Annotated in this window: 10 protein-coding genes; 2 read left to right on the top strand and 8 right to left on the bottom strand. The window is 71.9% G+C overall.

The window, feature by feature from the left end:
- Nucleotides 1–79 precede the first annotated feature (79 nt).
- Entirely contained in the window at nt 80–991 is a 912-nt protein-coding gene (locus tag ACH35V_RS26590) for a phosphatase PAP2 family protein (RefSeq protein WP_395976059.1), read from the bottom strand.
- 408 nt (nt 992–1399) lie between these two features.
- Here ACH35V_RS26590 and ACH35V_RS26585 point away from each other — a divergent pair, with 408 nt between their 5' ends.
- Nucleotides 1400–4174 carry a PKD domain-containing protein gene (locus ACH35V_RS26585; protein ID WP_395976057.1) on the top strand — a complete coding sequence of 925 codons (2775 nt, stop codon included), beginning with the start codon at nt 1400–1402 and terminating at the stop codon, nt 4172–4174.
- Between the two features lie 117 nt (nt 4175–4291).
- Here ACH35V_RS26585 and ACH35V_RS26580 read toward each other — a convergent pair whose 3' ends face one another.
- The 7 genes from ACH35V_RS26580 to ACH35V_RS26550 all read right to left on the bottom strand — a co-directional run bounded on the left by ACH35V_RS26580 (nt 4292) and on the right by ACH35V_RS26550 (nt 14209).
- A complete protein-coding gene (locus ACH35V_RS26580; RefSeq protein ID WP_395976055.1) occupies nt 4292–5566 on the bottom strand; it encodes a hypothetical protein in 1275 nt (424 codons plus the stop codon).
- Nucleotides 5567–5573: 7 nt separating this feature from the next.
- The gene (locus tag ACH35V_RS26575) at nt 5574–6959 is read right to left on the bottom strand and encodes an O-antigen ligase family protein (protein WP_395976053.1); all 1386 of its coding nucleotides are present in this window, start codon (nt 6957–6959) and stop codon (nt 5574–5576) included.
- A gap of 376 nt (nt 6960–7335) precedes the next feature.
- Nucleotides 7336–9342 (bottom strand): Wzz/FepE/Etk N-terminal domain-containing protein, encoded by a 2007-nt coding sequence (locus ACH35V_RS26570; protein ID WP_395976051.1) that lies wholly within the window; start codon nt 9340–9342, stop codon nt 7336–7338.
- A 182-nt stretch (nt 9343–9524) separates the two neighbouring features.
- Nucleotides 9525–10469: a hypothetical protein gene (locus tag ACH35V_RS26565; RefSeq protein ID WP_395976049.1), complete on the bottom strand. Its 945-nt coding sequence runs from the start codon at nt 10467–10469 to the stop codon at nt 9525–9527.
- Between the two features lie 111 nt (nt 10470–10580).
- On the bottom strand, nt 10581–11534 hold the full coding sequence (locus tag ACH35V_RS26560) for a sulfite exporter TauE/SafE family protein (RefSeq protein ID WP_395976047.1): 954 nt from the start codon (nt 11532–11534) through the stop codon (nt 10581–10583).
- A 129-nt stretch (nt 11535–11663) separates the two neighbouring features.
- Nucleotides 11664–13208, bottom strand: a complete 1545-nt coding sequence (gene cysC, locus ACH35V_RS26555; protein ID WP_395976045.1) for an adenylyl-sulfate kinase — start codon at nt 13206–13208, stop codon at nt 11664–11666.
- A gap of 134 nt (nt 13209–13342) precedes the next feature.
- On the bottom strand, nt 13343–14209 hold the full coding sequence (locus ACH35V_RS26550; RefSeq protein ID WP_395976043.1) for a class I SAM-dependent methyltransferase: 867 nt from the start codon (nt 14207–14209) through the stop codon (nt 13343–13345).
- A gap of 230 nt (nt 14210–14439) precedes the next feature.
- Here ACH35V_RS26550 and mfd point away from each other — a divergent pair, with 230 nt between their 5' ends.
- On the top strand, nt 14440–17982 hold the full coding sequence (gene mfd, locus ACH35V_RS26545) for a transcription-repair coupling factor (RefSeq protein ID WP_395976300.1): 3543 nt from the start codon (nt 14440–14442) through the stop codon (nt 17980–17982).
- The last annotated feature ends 42 nt before the right edge of the window (nt 17983–18024 follow it).

The following is an 18024-nucleotide window of genomic DNA, read 5'->3' as shown; positions in this document are numbered from 1 at the left end:
CCGGCAGGTCCGCCCCCTTGCGGGGAATTGGTCGGCTCCTTCAAGTTCTAACGCCCCCCGATCCTCTTTCAGCAGTCGTTCAGGTCATCACGCCCGGCCCGGCCGCGCCGGTCGCCGCCCGCCGCGGCGCGCTCTCCGCGTACGCGTGCGCCGGCTCCGCCCCCGCGGCGCCCGGCCCGGCCGGGTCGCGGGCGGGGTCGTCGTCGCCGATGACGGCGCGGGTCGCGAGGTTCAGCGCGATCAGTAGGAAGACGCCGAAGACGAGGCCCGCGATCACATCGCTCACCCAGTGGACGGCCAGATAGGTGCGAGAATATGCCTCGATCCAGGCGAGCAGGGCCAGGATCGTCCAGCCGATCGCCCGGCCCCGGGGTCCCGCGCGCGCGCTGAGGAAGAAGAAGACCGCCACGATCCCGTACACGGCGACGACCCGCACATTCCCGCCCGAGGGATAGGTGCCGCCCGAATTCGGCGGCGCCGGCCGGTCCATCAGGTAGGTCAGGCCGAGGACGAGGTAGTGCGAGGCGAACAGCATGACGCCCATCGCCGCCACCGGCAGCCAGCGGTGCCGCCGCCACACCAGCGCCAGCATCAGCGCGGCCCCGACGCACGTCCCGCGGACGAGCCACGACGTGCTCACATCGGTGATCACATTGTTGACGGACTTCCAGGCCCCGATCTGGTTGTCCACCATGCCCTGGTAGACCCAGTCGTCGAAGGGCTGGGACGCCACCGCCACCGGGCCCAGCGCGGCGGAGATCCCCCAGCCGACCGCGAGCGTCCCGGCGGCCACGACGGCGAACCGCAACGGCGCGCTCAGCCGGCCCAGCGGCCCGCCGCGCAGCATCGCGACGACCCCGCCGCGTTCCCCGCCGCGGGCGTTCGCCCCGGGGGCGGTTTCCAGGCGTCCGGCGCGGCGGAAGGCCGCGCCGCCCGCGAGTGCGATCAGCAGAAGGCCCAAAGGCAGCAAGAGAGCAATGAAGACGGACATGGCACCTTGAGAGTGTTAGGGCCGGAGGCCGGGACGCCGCAGCGTAAGTGAGGGGTCTGCGCAATTATGCCGTAGCACGGCGCATGGGCCGTCCGGCCAATCCGGCTGTGGAAGAACGGCCAGGAGTAGACGCCCCGGCCGGGAGGGCGGTTTACCGCATCCAGGCAGGAATCACTTTAAGTGACCGACTTTTACTTAACGTACATAACAATTTGCGTAGCACCGGATGACCTCTGGAAACTCGTGAGACGGGGGAAGCGCTAGCGGTAACGTTCTCGCGCAACGGTGGTGCGCGGGGGCCGTCCCCTCATTAGGTCCCGCGCCTCGGTGGGCCCCCGGATGGGGCAATTCCAGGAGTGACCGTAGATGGTTCGAACGTGTAGAGCGCTGGCCGCGGTTGTCCTTGTCATGACGGGGGTTTTCGCCCTCGGGGGACAGGCATCCGCGGAACGGCTGACCCAGGACCGGCTGGTGAGCGCCGACCCGGTGAACTGGTCCCCCAATATCCTCGACGGCACCGTCTACGCGATCGAGCAGATCGGTGACAAGATCATCGTGGGCGGCACCTTCACGCAGGTGAAGGAGGTGGGCAACAGCACGGCCTTCGCCCGTGCCAACATCCTCGCCTTCAACGCGACGACCGGGAAGATCGACACCGCGTTCGTGCCGAAGCTCGACCGCGCGGTGTACGACCTTCAGGCGGCGCCGGACGGCAAGTCCGTCTACGCCGCGGGCACCTTCAACAACGTGAACGGCGTCGCGCAGAAGGGCGTCGCGCTGCTGAACGTCGCCAACGGGTCGACGGTCACCTCGTTCAAGCCGTCGCTCGTCGACGGCATGGTGCGCACGATCGGCCTGTCCAAGGGCCGGCTGTTCATCGGCGGCTCGTTCGCCAAGGTCGCGAACCAGCCGCACGCCGCGCTGGCCGCGCTGGACGCCACGACCGGCAAGGTCACCGACTTCCTCAACGTCGGTGTCGGCGGCCTCCACAACGGCGGGACCACCAAGGTCTGGCAGTTCTCCATCACCCCGGACGGCAGCAAGATGGCGGTCATCGGGAACTTCACGCAGATGGAGGGCCAGACCCGCGACCAGTTCGCGATGCTGGACCTCACCGGCGACAAGGCCGCGGTGGCGAACTACTACACCAAGGCTTTCGAGGCCCGCTGCACCCGCTCGGTCGAGACCTACGTGCGGGACGTCGAGTTCTCGCCCGACGGCGAGTACTTCGTCATCGTCTCGACGGGCGCCTACTACGCCAACACCCTCTGCGACACCGCCAGCCGGTGGAAGACCGACCAGAGCGGCACCGACCTCAAGCCCACCTGGGTCAACCACACCGGCGGCGACACGCTGAGCGCCGTCGCGATCACCGGCGTGGCCGTCTACGTCGGCGGCCACAACCGCTGGCTGAACAACCCGTTCTGCGCCGACCGCGCCTGCCAGGGCGCCGTCGACCGGCCCGGCATCGCCGCGCTCAACCCCGTCAACGGCGTCCCCTACGCCTGGAACCCGGGGCGCGACCGCGGGCACGCGGTGGAGGACATTCTCCCCACCCCCGACGGCCTGTGGTTCGGCGCCGACACCGACCAGGTCGGCGGCGAGTACCACGCCAAGATCGCCAAGTTCCCGCTCGCGGGCGGCAAGGAGATCCCGAAGAACAACACCGGCAAGCTTCCCGGTGACGTCTTCATGGCCGGCGGCGTCCAGCCCGTCAACCCGGACAACAACGTCGACAAGCGCCACTTCGACGGCACCACGGCCGGGGCGGCGGCGTCCGTCCCGAACGGCGGCACCCCCTGGTCCGCGGCGCGCGGCGCGTTCATGATCAACGGGCAGCTGTACTACGGCGCGTCCAACGGCACCTTCAACCGCCGCAGCTTCGACGGGACGACCTACGGCGCCGCCGAGGCGATCACCACCGCCGACCAGCTCGCGAACATGTCGACCTGGCACGGCGAGGTGGACGACATCACCGGCATGTTCTTCCAGAACGGCCGCGTCTACTACACGCGATCGGGCTTCGGCGCGACCGGGAAGCTGTTCTACCGCTACTTCGAGCCGGAGAGCGGCATCGTCGGCGGCGAGGTGTACACCGCGTCCACCGGCATCACCGGGCTGAGCTGGACCGACGTCCAGGGCATGTTCGTCGCCGGAGGCAAGCTGTACTGGGCGAGCCAGGCGAACGGCGCGCTCAAGAGCGTCGACTTCGAGAACGGCGCGCCCGTCGCGGGCACGATCAAGACCGTCGACTCGACCGGGGACTGGCGTTCCCGCGCCATGTTCCTGCTCGCCGGCACGGCCAACAAGGAGCCGGTGGCGGCGTTCACCACCGCCTGCGAGGCGCGCGAATGCGCCTTCCAGGGCGCCACCTCCGCCGACGCCGACGGCCAGATCACCGGCTACGCGTGGGACTTCGGCGACGGCGAGACCGGCACCGGCGTCGCGCCGCAGCACACCTACGCGGAGAGCGGCACCTACACGGTCAAGCTGACGGTGACGGACAACGACGGCGACACCGGCACGGTGAGCAAGAGCGTCCAGGTCGTCGACAAGGCCATCGCCTACCGCGGCGGCGCCGGCAACAACGGCAACACCAACGCGCCGGCGCTGACGGTGCCCGCCGCCGTCGCACCCGGCGACGGCATGGTGCTGATCATGACCAAGAACAGCAGCACGGTCACGGTCACCGCCCCGCCGCCCGGCTGGACGAAGGTCGACGAGGTCACCGCGGGCAGCATGACCAGCACCGTGTACAAGCGGGTCGCCGTCGCCGGCGACGCCGGTTCCGCGGTCAAGGTCGGCCTCAGCGGCTACGCCAAGGCCGACATCCGGCTGCTGACCTACCGCGGGACCGCCGCCGACCCGGTCGCGGCCGCGGCCAGCGGCGTCGGGCTCACGACCGCCACGGCGCACGTGACGCCGAAGGCGGACGTCGCCGCCGCGGGCAGCGTGGTCATCTCCTACTGGTCCGACAAGGGGACGACGACGTCCTGGACGGCGCCGCCGGCGATCACGACGCGCGGCACCGAGGGCGGCGGCAGCTCGTCGAGCATCAGCATCCTGGTCGGCGACTCGGGCGGGTCCGTCCCGCTCGGCGCCTACGGCGGGCTCAGCGCGACCGCGAACGTGGCCGCCAACAAGGCCGCCATGTGGACGATCGTGCTGCGGCCGCAGCCGTGATGCCACCGTCCGGCCCGGCTCTCGTGAGCCGGGCCGGACGGGCCAGCTGAGAGAACGGCTGAGGGGCGGGCCAGATGATGGCCCGCCCCTCAGCCGTTCAGCTGTCCGCCGTGCTGCTCAGCTCACGCGGTCCGACCAGGACGTGAGCACCGGCAGGAGCCAGGCGCCGAGACGTCCCAGCTTCGCGCCGGCCTCGTCCTGCCGGTCGGTCAGGTAGCGGGTGCCGAGTTCGGCGAAGTACAGCAGGGCCGCGAGCGTCGCCTCGTCCGGCGTGAGCCCGAGCGGCGCCAGCGTCTTCGGCGCCCCGGCCATGCCCTCGTCGGCGGCCTGCCGGGGATCGACGCCGCCTTCGGTGATGGCGTCCTGCGTCACGTAGTGCACGGCGTCGAAACCGACCGGGACGCCCGTCCCGAAGCGTTCCCAGTCCCACACGAGCATCTGGTCGGGCAGCGCGGCCATGTTCCAGGCCGTCCAGTCGCCGTGCCAGGCGCCGAACGACAGCACGCGGTCGCCCGCGCGTTCCGCGACACGGTCCAGCGCCGCCGTGATCTCCCGTCCCGCGTCGCTGTCGAGCGCCGCGGCGCGGGACCGGAGCGAGTCCCAGTACGGGGCCGCGGTGAGCGCCAGCCGCTCGACGCCGTCGACCTCGGCGACCTCCGCGACCGCCGCCGTCATGCGGTCATGGCTGAGCGCCGAGTGCCGCGACCACACCGGCAGCGGGTCCAGGACGAGGATCTCCAGCCCGTTCCACTGGCCGGTGTGCGCGATCGACGGGACCCGCACCGTGGGCATCGGATGCTTCGCGAGCTTCTCCAGCGCCGTCCGCTCGGCCCTGACCAGCTCGCGGGTCAGCTCGTTGACGCCGATCTTCGCGTAGCCGATCGTCCGCCCGGCGCGGTCGAGGACCTGCGCCACCGGCTTGCGGTTCGCGCGGTCGGGGCCGATGTGCAGGCCGATCATCACCTCGGCGCCGAGGACGCGTCCGAGATACCCCTCGATGTCCGGTGCGTCGGCGATCGCCTCGTCCGCGGGCGTGGACGCGGGCGCGCCGGTGTCGTAGACGCGGACGCGGTCGCGCAGCAGCGGGCCGCCCACACCGCTCCGCAGGCCGATCGCCAGCGCGTGCGACAGCAGGCCGGCCTTGCGGGAACGGTCCTTGTTGAACCCGAGCACCGCCGCCGCGCCCGGACGCCCCGGCGCGGGCAGCATCAGCCGCGGCTCCCGCGCGTGCGGCACGAGCAGGTACTCGCGGACGGGCCGTCCCGCACCGGCGGGCGGACCGCCGGACCCGGTCGTGACGTGCCGCGGCGGCGGCCACAGCAGCGCCGCGATCTCCGCCACGTAGCGGGCGCGGCCCGACACCGCGGACGCGGTGCCGTCGGAGGTTCCCACCTGTCGATCACCCGATCTCTCGTTGGCGGCGCGCCTGGTCGCTGCGCCACAGCAGGGCAAGGCTGACGAAGGTCAGCGACAGCGGCGACCCCGCGGACGTGTAGGCGGTGCTGAACCAGAACGACAGCAGCACGACGAGGGAGCCGCCGATGCCGTACGCGGTTCGGTCGTGCCGGTAGCGCCACAGCGAATGGATGAAGAAGCCGAAGAACAGCGCCGTCCCGACGAAACCGTTGGAGATCAGGAGGAGCCAGAGCTGCCCGGTGCTGCCGACCGTGGAGTTGCCGCACTGCTCGCAGTTCGCCGTGCGGCCGATGGCGATGGACGAGGGGCTGCCGCGCAGGGCGCGTCCCGACCCGTAGCCGAGGACGGGCGAGCTCGCCGCCGCCTCCACCGACCGCAGCGCGAGCGTGGACCGGATGTTGTCGCTGTGTCCGTTCTCGGCGCGCGCCTTGACCATGGTGCTCAGCGGGGACAGCGCGAACACCAGCATCCCGACGATCAGGCCGAGCGCCAGCACCCCGAGCACGAACAGGCGCCCCTGCAGCATCAGCCGGACGGCGACGTACAGGACCGCGATGACGATCCCGAGCCACATCGCCCGGTTGAGCGAGTAGACGGTCGGGATCGCGGCGACGACGGCGAGCAGCGCCACCCCCCACTTCGCGCCCCGGGAGCCGGTGGCCCACCAGCCGACGAACACCCACACCATGAGGACGACGAGGTTGTTGCCCCAGATGTTCGTGTACTCGAACGGCGCCTTGGGACGCGCGTTGGACGTCTCGCCGAGCACGTCCTGCACTTGGGCGAGGCCCGGATGGACCATGTCCTCGACCCATTTGCTGGACGTCATCGACTTGGGCAGCAGCATCTCCACCGGGGAGGCGAAGCTCACGTCCGGGAACAGGATGCCCGCGACGCCGCCGATCACCGTCACGATCCCGAGGAGGCCAAGCAGCCGCGCGAGCCTCCGCAGCGGCATCCGCTCCTCGGTGAGGTTCCCGATGTAGAGGAACATGACCGTCGCGGCGGTGTACAGGACGATGCGCTGGGCGAAGCCGAGGAAGCCGCCGGAGTTCGGCATGGTGCCGGGCGCGACGAGGCCGAGCGAGGCGGCCCCGGCGACGGCCCAGACGAGGAACAGCACCCAGATCCCGAAGCCGGGCGGGACCTGGATCCGCCGCTTGCGCATCAGCAGCCACGCCATGGGGGCCGCGCCGAGGGCCCAGATGATCGACGTCATGCCGAGCGCCCACCACACCGGGTAGATCGCGAACAGCGCGTACAGCGGCCAGGCGGGAAGCGGCCGCCCCGGCTTCCCAGCGGCCGGTTCGGGCACCGAACTCAGAGGCCGCGCGGACGTCCGCCCTTCCCGCGGCAGATCGACGATCATGGCAAAGCAGCCGAAGCGAGTACGGCCGAGGCGTGAACGGCCGAGGCGTGAACGGCCGGGGCGTGAACGGCCGGGGCGTGAACGGCCGGGGCGTGAACGGCCGGGGCGTGAACGGCCGGGGCGTGAACGGCCGGGGCGTGAACGGCCGAGGTGAGATCGGCCGGGGCGAGGGCGGCCGGGGTGAGGGCGGTCGGGGTGAGGGCGGCGGAAGTGCGGGCGGCCGGGTGAGGCGCGGCTGCGAGTGACGCGGCTGCGAGTGACGCGGCTGTGGGTGACGCGGCTGTGAGTGGCGCGGCTGCGGGGGGCGCGGCCGGGGGAGGGGCGGCTGCGGGGGGTGCGGCGAGGCCGGTGCTGGGCGGGTGCATGGCCTGGCCTGCTAGCGCCGCCACGTCGTGTCGGGGAGCGTCTTCCCGTTGGGCGAGGCCGTCGGGTCGAGCGCCTCGAGGATGCCCTTGGTCTTCTCCCCGCCGAGCTCGTCGGGGAGCCGGTCGTCCTGGGGCTGGGCGTGCTTCCCGCCGGACGGCTTCTCACCGGCGGGCGTCTCGCGGGTGAGCTTGTCGGCCGCGGGCTTCTCCGCGACGCGCTTGTCGGCCGGCGGCTTGTCGAACACGTCGGCGGGCTTGAACCTGAGCGTGTCGCTGTTCTCGAAGCGCTTACGCTCGTCCTCGCCGTCCGTCCGCTCGCGGGCGGGACGCGCCTCGCGGGCGTCGCGTCCGCCGGGCGCCCGGCGGCGGGAGTGGCGGGTCTCGGCGGACGACCGCGGCGACGCCGCCGCGCCGCGCGGCTCGGGCGGGCCGGGCTCGATCGCCGGCGCGGACGCGGCGGAGCGGCGCATCGCGGCGGGCGTGGGACGCTTCGGGGGCGGCTGCGGCGTCGCCTTCGGCTCGCCCTGCACGGGCACGCCGACGGCGCCGAGCACCGCGGTGCCCATCCGTTCCAGCTGGCGAAGCCCGAGCGCCACGTCGTCATGCCTGGTCAGCGGGATCTCCACCACGACCAGCGCGGCGTCCGCCGCGTCGGCGAGGGCTTGGGCGTCCGCGCTGACGGTGGTGGACGCGGTCTCGATGATGACGTAGCCGACCGTCCGCCGGAGCCGTTCGATGAGCCGGTCCATGTTGCGCCGCTGCAGCAGCTCGGACGCCATGTCGACGTCGACGCCCGAGGTGATGACGCGGAGGTTCGGGACGCGCGGCGAGACGCGGGCGACCTTGGCGAGGTCCTCCTGCTCCAGCAGGACCTCGGCCAGGCCGGGCCCCGGCGGCACGCCGAGCAGGTCGGCGGACGCGCTGGAGTCGAGGTTCGCGCACACCAGCATCACCTTGGACTCGGTCCGCACGAACGCGGCGGCGAGGTTGGCGGCGACGACGCCGGGACCGACGCCGGACGCCGCGCCGGTCACGAGGATGACGTGGTTGCCGTGGCCGAGGGTGGCGGTGACCAGGTGCGCGAGCTGGTTGAAGCTCTGCCCGATCCGGCTGCGGCCGAGCTGGAGGTCGAGCGAGACCTCGCGGCGGCCGAACGGCGTCGTCATCAGCACCGGCAGCCCGGTGGTCCGCTCGATGTCCTGCGGGTGGCGGATGTGCTTGTCGGCCCGGTCGCGCAGCACCGCGATCAGCAGCCCGATGAGCAGCCCGGCCATCAGCCCGGCGGGCAGGTACAGCCGCGGGTTCGGGTTGGACGGCGTGTCCGGCAGCGACGCCCCGGTGATGACCGTGCCCGGCGTGATGTTGCTGGCCTTGATGTTGGTCGTGGCCAGCCGCTCGTTCAGCGCCTGGATCTCACCGGTGATGATCCGCTGCTGGTTCTGCGCGCTGGCCCGCGCGGCGCTGCCCTTGGTGGTCAGCCGCAGCGCGGCGACGACTTCCTGCAGCCGCGTGGTCAGCTTGTCGAGCCGCTCGGTGGCGTTCTTGATGTCGGCTTGGAGCTTGCCGCGCGCGGTGGCCGTCCGGTTGTCCAGGTACGCCTGCGCGAAGGCCTTGGCGCCGTCGCGGGCGGCGGTGGCCGAGGGGCCGTCGTAGGCGACGGTGAGGATGGTGGAGTTGGGCGGCACCGTCACGGTGACCCGGTCGGACAGCGCCCGCGGGTTCTCCGTCGACTTCAGCAGCTGCCCGGCCCGTACCGCGACCTCCGTCGACTTGACGATCTGCGCCTCGGTGTCGAGGTTGGCTCCACCGCCGCGGTCGTTGGACGGGGCGTCCTCGGCGCCGGTCTGCGTCACCTGGATCGACGCCTGGGAGGAGTAGGTCTTCGGCGACACGAACACGAGGGCGAAAGCCGCGGCCAGCCCGGCGGCCGCGGCGAGGGCGACAAGCCGCCAGCGCCGGCGCAGGATCGCCGGATAGTCGGTGATCTCTATCGAGTCCGGCCGGGATGACGGATCCATGTTCCGGAGTCTCCCTCGATCGTCGGTCGGCGGGCGTCGGTCGGCGGGCCGAGCGGACGTATGCCATTGAGCCGAACGAGAGTGTCGGCCGAAGTTACATTACCTTGACTCGTCCGGTGCCATGAATTGAACGAAGGCCGCTGGGGGACCCTGTTTCGCCGAGAAACCCGCCAGGTAAACGATCACCCTTTCTCGGGCGTCGTGGCGTCCTTCACGGGGCCGTTCCCGCCCTGCGGGGTGGACTGCGGTGGGGTGGACTGTGGCGCACCGTTCGCCTTGGCGCCGTTCGGCGCGGGCGCGGCGCCGGCGGCGTTCGAGTCGGCGGGCTTTCCGGCGGCGGGCTGGGCGTTGCCGGGCTGCGCGTTGCCGGCGGGCTGGGCGTTGGCGGGGTTGGGGCCGGAGGGTGTGCCGGGCTTTCCGGTGTGCTTGCCGGGCTTGGCGGCGTCGCCTCCTGCGGTCTGCTTGCGGCGGCGCATCAGCAGCACCCCGGCCGCGGCGGCCGCGGCGACCACGCAGATGCCGGCCACGATCAGCACCGTGCCCATCGAGCCGGAATCGTCCTTCTTGACGGGCGGGATGTAGCGGCCTCCGTTCGCGGCCGGGCCGGGGGCCGAGGTCTCCTGCGGGGCGGTGCCCGCGGCGCGGATCAGGTTCCCCATCACCTTGAGCTGGTTCTTCCCGCCCTGGCTACGCGCCTGCTCTATCAGCCGGGCGGCGGTAGCCGGGCTCAGGGACGTCGAGTGGACCCGCAGGCTGGTGCCGGTGAGCAGCACGTACGTGCCGGACCGTCCCACCTCTTGGGCGACCTGCTTCAGCAGTCCGTCCTGGGACGCGGCGTCCGGGAGGTCCTTGCTCTTCGGCAGCACCATGACGTAGACGGGCAGCTTCTTGTCGCCCATCGCCTTGCGGAGGTAGTCCAGCGTGGTGTCGGTGTCCCACTTCCCCGTACCGGTGGCCACGTAGAGCGCGTCGTACGACATGAGCGCGTCGGCGAGTTGGGCCGGGTTCACGTCGGCCCGCGCGGCGGGCAGCCCGGGGGCGGCGAACAGCGCCACGCAGGCGGCCAGGACGGCGAGCGTCAGGCGGCGGACTCGCCCGACTTGGACGCGCCGGAGGGAGTGCGGCATCACGGATGGCGGTCCTTCATGCTCAGGGCGGGGTGCTCAGGACGAACGGCAGGGGACCACCGTACTGGTGCGTGCCGGGCTTCTGGTCGGGTTTCGGGCTATTTCCGGTGCTCAGCGGACGAGTTCGTCCGGCGGCGCCGTCACCGGGTCGGCCGCGGCGCGGAGGTCGCGGGCGGTGCGGTGGCGGAGGACGAGCCAGACGGCGGCGGAGACGGCGATGAGGGCGGTCATCGTCCACGCCATCGGGACGGCGCCCAGGCCGAACATCTTCAGGGAGGACGCGACCAGGACGATCGTCAGGATGCGGCGGATGATCCCGCTGGGAGCGCGCGAGGAGATCCGCGAGCCGAGATAGACGCCGGGGACGGAGCCGACGAGCAGCGCGGCCGTGACCTCCATGCGGAAGTCGCCGAACAGCAGGTGGCCGATTGCGGCCGCGAAGACCAGCGGGACGGCCTGGAGCAGGTCGGTGCCGACGAGCTGGTTGGCCTTCAGCGCGGGGTAGAGGGCCAGCAGCGCGACGATGATGAGCGAGCCTGAGCCGACCGAGGTGATGCCGACGACGAGCCCGCCGATCGCGCCGACCACCACGGTCGGCACCGGACGCACCGTGACCTTCGGCGCCTTCCCGCGGCCCTTCTCGTCGGAGTTCTCTTTGGCGTTGGGGGTGGTGCTCGCGCGGCGGGACAGGTAGCCGCGGAAGACCAGGCCCGCGGCGGCGATCATGAGCGCGACGCCCATGGCCTTGCTGATGATGTCCTCGACCTCGCCGCCGTGGCCGAGCGCACGCGCGAGCAGGACGCCGGAGAACGCGGCCGGCACCGAGCCCGCGCACAGCCAGCCGACCAGCCGCATGTCGATGGTGCCCTGGCGGTAGTGCACCGCGCTGCCGACGGGCTTCATCACCGCGGCGGCCACCAGGTCGCTGGACACTGCGGCGAGCGGGCTGACCCCGAAGAACGTCACGAGCATCGGCGTCATCAGTGCGCCGCCGCCCATGCCGGTCAGCCCGACGATGATGGCGACGAGGAACGAGCCCAGCGCCATCGTCCAATCGAAGTCCATCGGCATGACCTACCTGGTTTGTCGGGAAACTCGTCCATCAGGGTAAAGGAGGTCATCCAGACCTGCTAACCCTGGTATCCCCCTGCCGAACCCCTCGGTTCGGGATTTGTAGCGTTTCCGTACCCAGGTCTATGCGGAGCGTACCCAGCCGCCGTCCACCAGCAGATCGAGGACCTTGGCGACCGCCTCGTCCGGCGTCATCCGGGACGTGTCGAGCGTGAGGTCGGCGTCGTCCGGGTCCTCGTAGGGGTCGGAGATGCCGGTGAACTCGGGGATCACGCCCGCGCGGGCCTTGGCGTACAGGCCCTTGCGGTCGCGCCGCTCGCACTCCTCCAGCGGCGTCGCGACGTGCACGAGGATGAAGTCGCCGACGGCCGACACCATCCGCCGGACCTCCGCGCGGGTCGCCGCGTACGGCGCGATCGGCGCGCAGATCGCGGTGCCGCCGTGCCGCGTGATCTCGGCGGCGACGAACCCGATGCGCCGGATGTTGAGGTCGCGGTCGGCGCGCGAGAACGTCAGCCCGGACGACAGCATCCGCCGCACGACGTCGCCGTCCAGCAGCGTGACCGTCCGGCCGCCGCGCTCGATCAGCGCGTCGGCGAGCCCGCGCGCGACCGTCGACTTCCCCGAGCCCGACAGGCCGGTGAAGAACACCGTGATGCCGCGCGACAGCTTCGGCGGCCGCGCCAGCGCCAGCTCGGCGGCGACGGCGGGCGGGGTGAACCAGTCGGGGACGGGCTCGCCCGCGTCCAGCAGCTCGTTCAGCCGCTCCTGGGTCAGCTCCGCCTGGACGTGGTCGGGTTCGATGCGCGCGACCGGCCGCCAGACCTCGACGTCGGCGTCGTAGGCCCACGGCTCCGGCACGACCACCGGGATCGCGGTGTCGTCCACCTCGCGCTCGAACAGCAGGTGCGTGGCGCCGTAGGCGGCGGCGACGTGCGCGTGCAGGAGAACGTCCCGCTCCTCCTGGACGCCCGCGTCCGCGCCGCCTCCGCGCGCCGGAAGCGGGACCGGGATGATCTGCGCGCCGTCCGGCAGCTCCTTGCGGACGCCGAGCAGGGCCCGGACGAGCGACTCGTCGTGCTCGCCGCCCAGCAGCGGCAGGACGAGGACGGACTTGGCGCCGAGCTGCTCGGCGACCTGCCGCAGCTGGCCGAGCTGCTTGCGGTGCAGCGGTTCGCGGACGGCCACCGCGAGCTTGTTCACGGGGGGAGCGGAGGGTCGCCCCTCCTCGGGAGACGCTGCGAGAACGTTCCCTTCGGCGGCAGCCAGCTCGTCGGGACGGCGGCGCAGGCCGTGGAACGGTCCGTGGGCTGGGGCGCGGAGGGCCTCCAGCGGCCCGGCGAGCCGCCAGTCGCGGCTGGACGGGTCCTGCCAGGCCTCCTCGACCCGCAGGACGGCGACCGGCACGCCCTCCGGATCCTGCAGGACGATCCGCTCCTGGTCGGTCAGCTCCTTCGGGACGGACAGCGTGACCGGGACCGGCCACGGGGTCCCGTCGGCCAGCCGCCCGCCGGCGATCACCATGGCGGTGTCGTAGGAGCCGAGGAACCCGGTCAGCGGCCGGTACACGCCGGCGAGGACCAGCTCCAGGTCGGCGAGCTCCACCGGGCCCGGGGTCCAGGCGGGCAGGTCGCGCAGCGTGTCGGGCAGGCCGGGCTCGGCGGTCACCGCGATCTCCGATCTTGCGTCGCCGCCGCCGCTCAGGGCGCGGCGCCGGCTGAACCGTGTGAATGGAGTTTCCGCAGGAAAAAGTACTGCGCCGGGCCGGACGCACGCACCATCGCCCCGCCTGTGGACGGGGGTCAGATAACCCTGGCGAAACGGTTCTCGGGTTTGCGGATCACGAGCGTGACCTCGCTGTGGTCCGCGGGCAGCCGGCCCCTGGTGATCACCGAGACCAGCCGGCACAGCAGCTCGGCGAGGCCGGTTCCGGCCCCGAGGGCCTTGATCGCCTGCCGGGACGTGTACTCCTCGGCCACGACGAGGCCGCGCATGACGCAGTACCACTGCATGCCCGACCGCGACGCGACCCGGTCGTAGACCGCCGGGGGCGGGATCGTCCGGAACACCGGCCGCCGGTTCTCCGCCGTGCTGACGGTCTCGGTTTCCCTGCCCGGCTCGGACGCGCCGGAGGCGGGCGCGCCTGAGCCGGGCGCGTCCGGGACGCGGGCGTGCGCGCCGCGCGGGCCTCGCCCAGGGCGCGTGAGCTTGCGCCGCCGGCGATTGCCGACGTGCATCCACGCCGGGAGCGTCCGGTCGAGGAAGCCGTACGCGGTGTTGCGGTCGCGCAGGCGGACCAGCAGCAGCCCGCCGGGCTTCAGCGCGGCGACGAACCGGTCGAGGACCAGCTCGGCGTGCGGGACCCGCTCGATCAGGTACGAGGCGTGGACGATGTCGAAGGCGCGCGGCGGCAGCGGCACGGTCCGCAGGTCGCCGAGATGCCAGGCGTCCAGGTCGGTCCGGTCGCACGTGTGGGCGCGCAGCTCAGGGGAGTCGGCGTCGACGCCCGTGACGTGGTGCTCGCGGCCGCCGAGGTCCAAGCCCGTACCCCAGCCGCAGCCCGCTTCCAGGATGTGGATCCGCTGCAGGGGCTTCTCTAGGGCGTACTGACGAGCGCGTTGCGAGAAGAGATCGCCGTCGCTGACCGGCGGCGTACGCAGATCGGTCACGGTATCGCAGCGTAATCGCTCGACTGCGTTCCGTCCGCTATTTGCCTATTCTTGGTAATGGCCGTGTCGCGCTGCGTTGCGATGCTCGTCCCGGGCTCGTCCCGTCCGTGAGCTGCGGCGGAGTCCGGACGAGAGTCCGCCGCGGCGCGTACCCTGGAACCCGGCACCGGGGATCCGCGCGGATTTCCGGGTTTTCGGGCTGCCCTGCTTCCGGCGACGAAACGGCGATGATGACGCTTTCTGGACTTGTTGATCTCGCGTGCACCGATCCCGGGTTGGAGCGCGCTCTCACGACGGCGCAGACGGATCAGGAGATCGTCGCGCCGCCGGCCCTGTGGCCGATCCTGGCGGCGGCGCTGAGCCGCCGCGTCGGCGGCTCCCATGACGGCGTCGTCCTCGCGGTGACCGCCACGGGACGCGAGGCCGAAGACCTGACGGCGGCGCTGTCGAGCCTGCTCGACCCGGGCCGCGTCGCGCACTTCCCGGCGTGGGAGACGCTGCCGCACGAGAAGCTGTCGCCGCGTTCCGACACGGTCGGGCAGCGCATCGCCGTGCTGCGCCGCCTCGTCCACCCGGGCGCGGGCGGCCCGCCCACCGAGGAGGGGGCGGCCAGTGCGGGCAAGGGCGGGGCGCTGGACGTCGTCGTCACGCCGATCCGCGCCGTGCTCCAGCCGATCGTGTCCGGGCTCGCCGACCTTGAGCCCGTCCGGCTGGTCTCCGGCGAGGACGCCGACATGGACGACGCCGTCCGCAGCCTCGTGGAGGCCGGCTACCACCGCGTCGACCTGGTAGAGAAGCGCGGTGAGATCGCGGTGCGCGGCGGCATCCTGGACGTGTTCCCGCCGACCGAGGAGCACCCGCTCCGGGTGGAGTTCTGGGGCGACACCGTCGAGGAGATCCGCTACTTCAAGGCCGCCGACCAGCGTTCGCTCGAAGTCGCCCAGGACGGGCTGTGGGCGCCGCCGTGCCGCGAGCTGCCGCTGACGCAGCGGGTCCGCGAGCGCGCGAGGGCGCTCGCCGCGGAGCATCCGGCGCTGGAGGAGATCCTCGGCCGGATCGCGGACGGCGACACCGTCGAGGGCATGGAGGCGTTCTCGCCCGTCCTCGCCGAGCGGATGGAGCTGCTCACCGACCTGCTGCCGGACGGCTCGGCGCTGCTGGTGTGCGAGCCGGAGCGGATCCGCACCCGGTCGGAGGAGCTCGTCCGGACGAGCCAGGAGTTCCTGGAGGCGAGCTGGGTCAACGCCGCGGCCGGGGGAGAGGCGCCGATCGACCTCGGCGCCGCCGCGTTCCGGTCGCTGGAGGAGGTCCGCGCGCACAGCAGGGAGCTGGGCCTGCCCCGCTGGAGCGTGACAGCGCTCAACCCCGAGGGCGATGCGCTCAATCTCGGGGTCCAGCCGGCGGAGGCGTACCGGGGCGACACGATGCGGGTCGTCGGCGACCTCAAGGGCTGGATCGACGGCGGCTGGCGCGTGGTGATGGTCACCGCCGGGCACGGTCCGGCGGAGCGGCTCGTCCAGCTCGTCGGGGAGGAGGGCGTCGGCGCGCGGCTCGACGATCTCGCCGGGCCGCCCGGGCCGTCGGTCGTCATCGTCACGACGGGCCTGCTGGAGAACGGCTTCACCTGGGAGTCGATCAAGCTCGCGGTGCTGACGGAGACCGACCTGTCGGGGCAGAAGTCGTCCACCAAGGACGCGCGGCGGATGCCGTCGCGGCGGCGCGGCGGCATCGACCCGCTGCAGCTCAAGGCCGGCGACTACGTGGTGCACGAGCAGCACGGCGTCGGACGGTACGTCGAGATGGTCAGCCGGACGGTGCAGGGCGCCACCCGCGAGTACCTGATCCTGGAGTACGCCAAGAGCGACCGGCTGTTCGTCCCGACCGACCAGCTCGAGGAGCTGACCCGCTACGTCGGCGGCGAGGCCCCGAGCCTGCACCGGCTCGGCGGCGCCGACTGGCAGAAGGCCAAGTCCCGCGCCCGCAAGGCCGTCAAGCAGATCGCCGGGGAGCTGATCCGGCTGTACTCGGCGCGGATGGCGAGCCCAGGCCACCCCTTCGGCCCCGACACCCCGTGGCAGCGGGAGCTGGAGGACGCGTTCCCGTACGTGGAGACGCCCGACCAGCTCGCCGCCATCGACGAGGTCAAGCTCGACATGGAGAAGCCCCTCCCGATGGACCGGCTGATCTGCGGCGACGTCGGCTACGGCAAGACGGAGATCGCGGTGCGGGCGGCGTTCAAGGCCGTCCAGGACGGCAAGCAGGTCGCGGTGCTCGTCCCGACGACGCTGCTGGTGCAGCAGCACATGTCGACGTTCAGCGAGCGGTTCGCGGCGTTCCCCGTCGTGGTGAAGCCGATCAGCCGGTTCCAGTCCGACAAGGAGATCGACGAGACGCTGCGCGGCATGGCGGACGGCACCGTCGACGTCATCGTCGGCACGCACCGGATCCTGTCGTCGCAGACCCGGTTCAAGAACCTCGGCCTGGTCGTCATCGACGAGGAGCAGCGGTTCGGCGTCGAGCACAAGGAGGAGCTGAAGCGCCTCCGGACGCAGGTGGACGTCCTCGCGATGTCCGCGACCCCGATCCCGCGGACGCTGGAGATGGGCCTGACCGGCATCCGGGAGATGTCGACGATCCTGACCCCGCCGGAGGAGCGGCACCCCGTCCTGACGTTCGTCGGCCCGTACGAGGAGAAGCAGATCGCCGCGGCGATCCGGCGCGAGCTGCTGCGCGAGGGCCAGGTGTTCTTCGTGCACAACCGGGTCCGGTCGATCAACAAGGTGGCGGCGAACCTGGCGAAGCTCGTCCCGGAGGCGCGGATCGGCATCGCGCACGGCCAGATGAACGAGCACGAGCTAGAGAAGGTCATGGTCGACTTCTGGGAGAAGAACTACGACGTCCTGGTCGCGACCACGATCGTCGAGTCCGGCCTGGACGTGCCGAACGCCAACACCCTCATCGTCGACCGCGCCGACATGTACGGCCTGTCGCAGCTCCACCAGCTCCGCGGACGCGTCGGACGCGGCCGGGAGCGCGCCTACTCCTACTTCCTCTACCAGCCGGAGCAGCCGCTCACCGAGACGGCCCACGAGCGCCTCGCGACGCTCGCGCAGCACACCGAGATCGGCGCCGGCATGTACGTCGCGATGAAGGACCTGGAGATCCGCGGCGCGGGCAACATCCTCGGCGCCGAGCAGTCCGGGCACGTCGCGGGCGTCGGGTTCGACCTGTACGTCCGGATGGTCGGGGAGGCGGTCCGGGATCTGAAGGAGGGCGGCCGCGCGCCGGAGGCGGTCGAGACGAGGGTCGAGCTGCCCGTCGACGCGCACCTGCCGCACGAGTACGTCCCGGGGGAGCGGCTCCGGCTGGACGCCTACCGCCGCATCGCCGCGATCACGTCCGAGGACGAGATCGGCGCCGTGCACGACGAGCTGAAGGACCGGTTCGGGCCGCTGCCCGTCCCGGTGCTGAACCTCCTCGAAGTGGCGCGGTTCCGGACGAAGGCGCGCCGTGCCGGGCTCGCGGACGTCACCGTCCAGGGCAACTTCATCAAGTTCACCCCGGCGCGCCTGCCCGACTCCAAGCAGGTCAGGCTGCAGCGGCTCTACCCGAAGAGCATCCTCAAGCCCTCGACGGACACCCTGCTCGTCCCGGCGCCGAAGACCGCCCCGATCGGCGGCCGTCCGCTGCGCGACCAGGACCTGCTGCGGTGGGCGACGGACCTGGTCCAGGCCCTGTTCCTGGAGGCGCCCGCCGCGTCCGGCAGCCGGTAGTCTGGCGCGACTCTGCTGATCCACATCCCCGTCGGGTCCACA

Origin of the sequence: Actinomadura sp. 1N219 (assembly GCF_044326405.1) — a bacterium.
Taxonomy (GTDB): domain Bacteria; phylum Actinomycetota; class Actinomycetes; order Streptosporangiales; family Streptosporangiaceae; genus Spirillospora.
Note: the sequence above shows the minus strand (reverse complement) of the source record. Positions and strands in the feature narration are given on the sequence as shown.

Bases quoted from the DNA above. Each gene is read 5' to 3' on its own strand.
- mfd (WP_395976300.1), top strand. From the start codon at position 14,440: ATGACGCTTTCTGGACTTGTTGATCTCGCGTGCACCGATCCCGGGTTG.
- ACH35V_RS26565 (WP_395976049.1), bottom strand. From the start codon at position 10,469: ATGCCGCACTCCCTCCGGCGCGTCCAAGTCGGGCGAGTCCGCCGCCTG.
- ACH35V_RS26590 (WP_395976059.1), bottom strand. From the start codon at position 991: ATGTCCGTCTTCATTGCTCTCTTGCTGCCTTTGGGCCTTCTGCTGATC.
- ACH35V_RS26585 (WP_395976057.1), top strand. From the start codon at position 1,400: ATGACGGGGGTTTTCGCCCTCGGGGGACAGGCATCCGCGGAACGGCTG.
- ACH35V_RS26570 (WP_395976051.1), bottom strand. From the start codon at position 9,342: ATGGATCCGTCATCCCGGCCGGACTCGATAGAGATCACCGACTATCCG.
- ACH35V_RS26575 (WP_395976053.1), bottom strand. From the start codon at position 6,959: ATGATCGTCGATCTGCCGCGGGAAGGGCGGACGTCCGCGCGGCCTCTG.
- ACH35V_RS26560 (WP_395976047.1), bottom strand. From the start codon at position 11,534: ATGGACTTCGATTGGACGATGGCGCTGGGCTCGTTCCTCGTCGCCATC.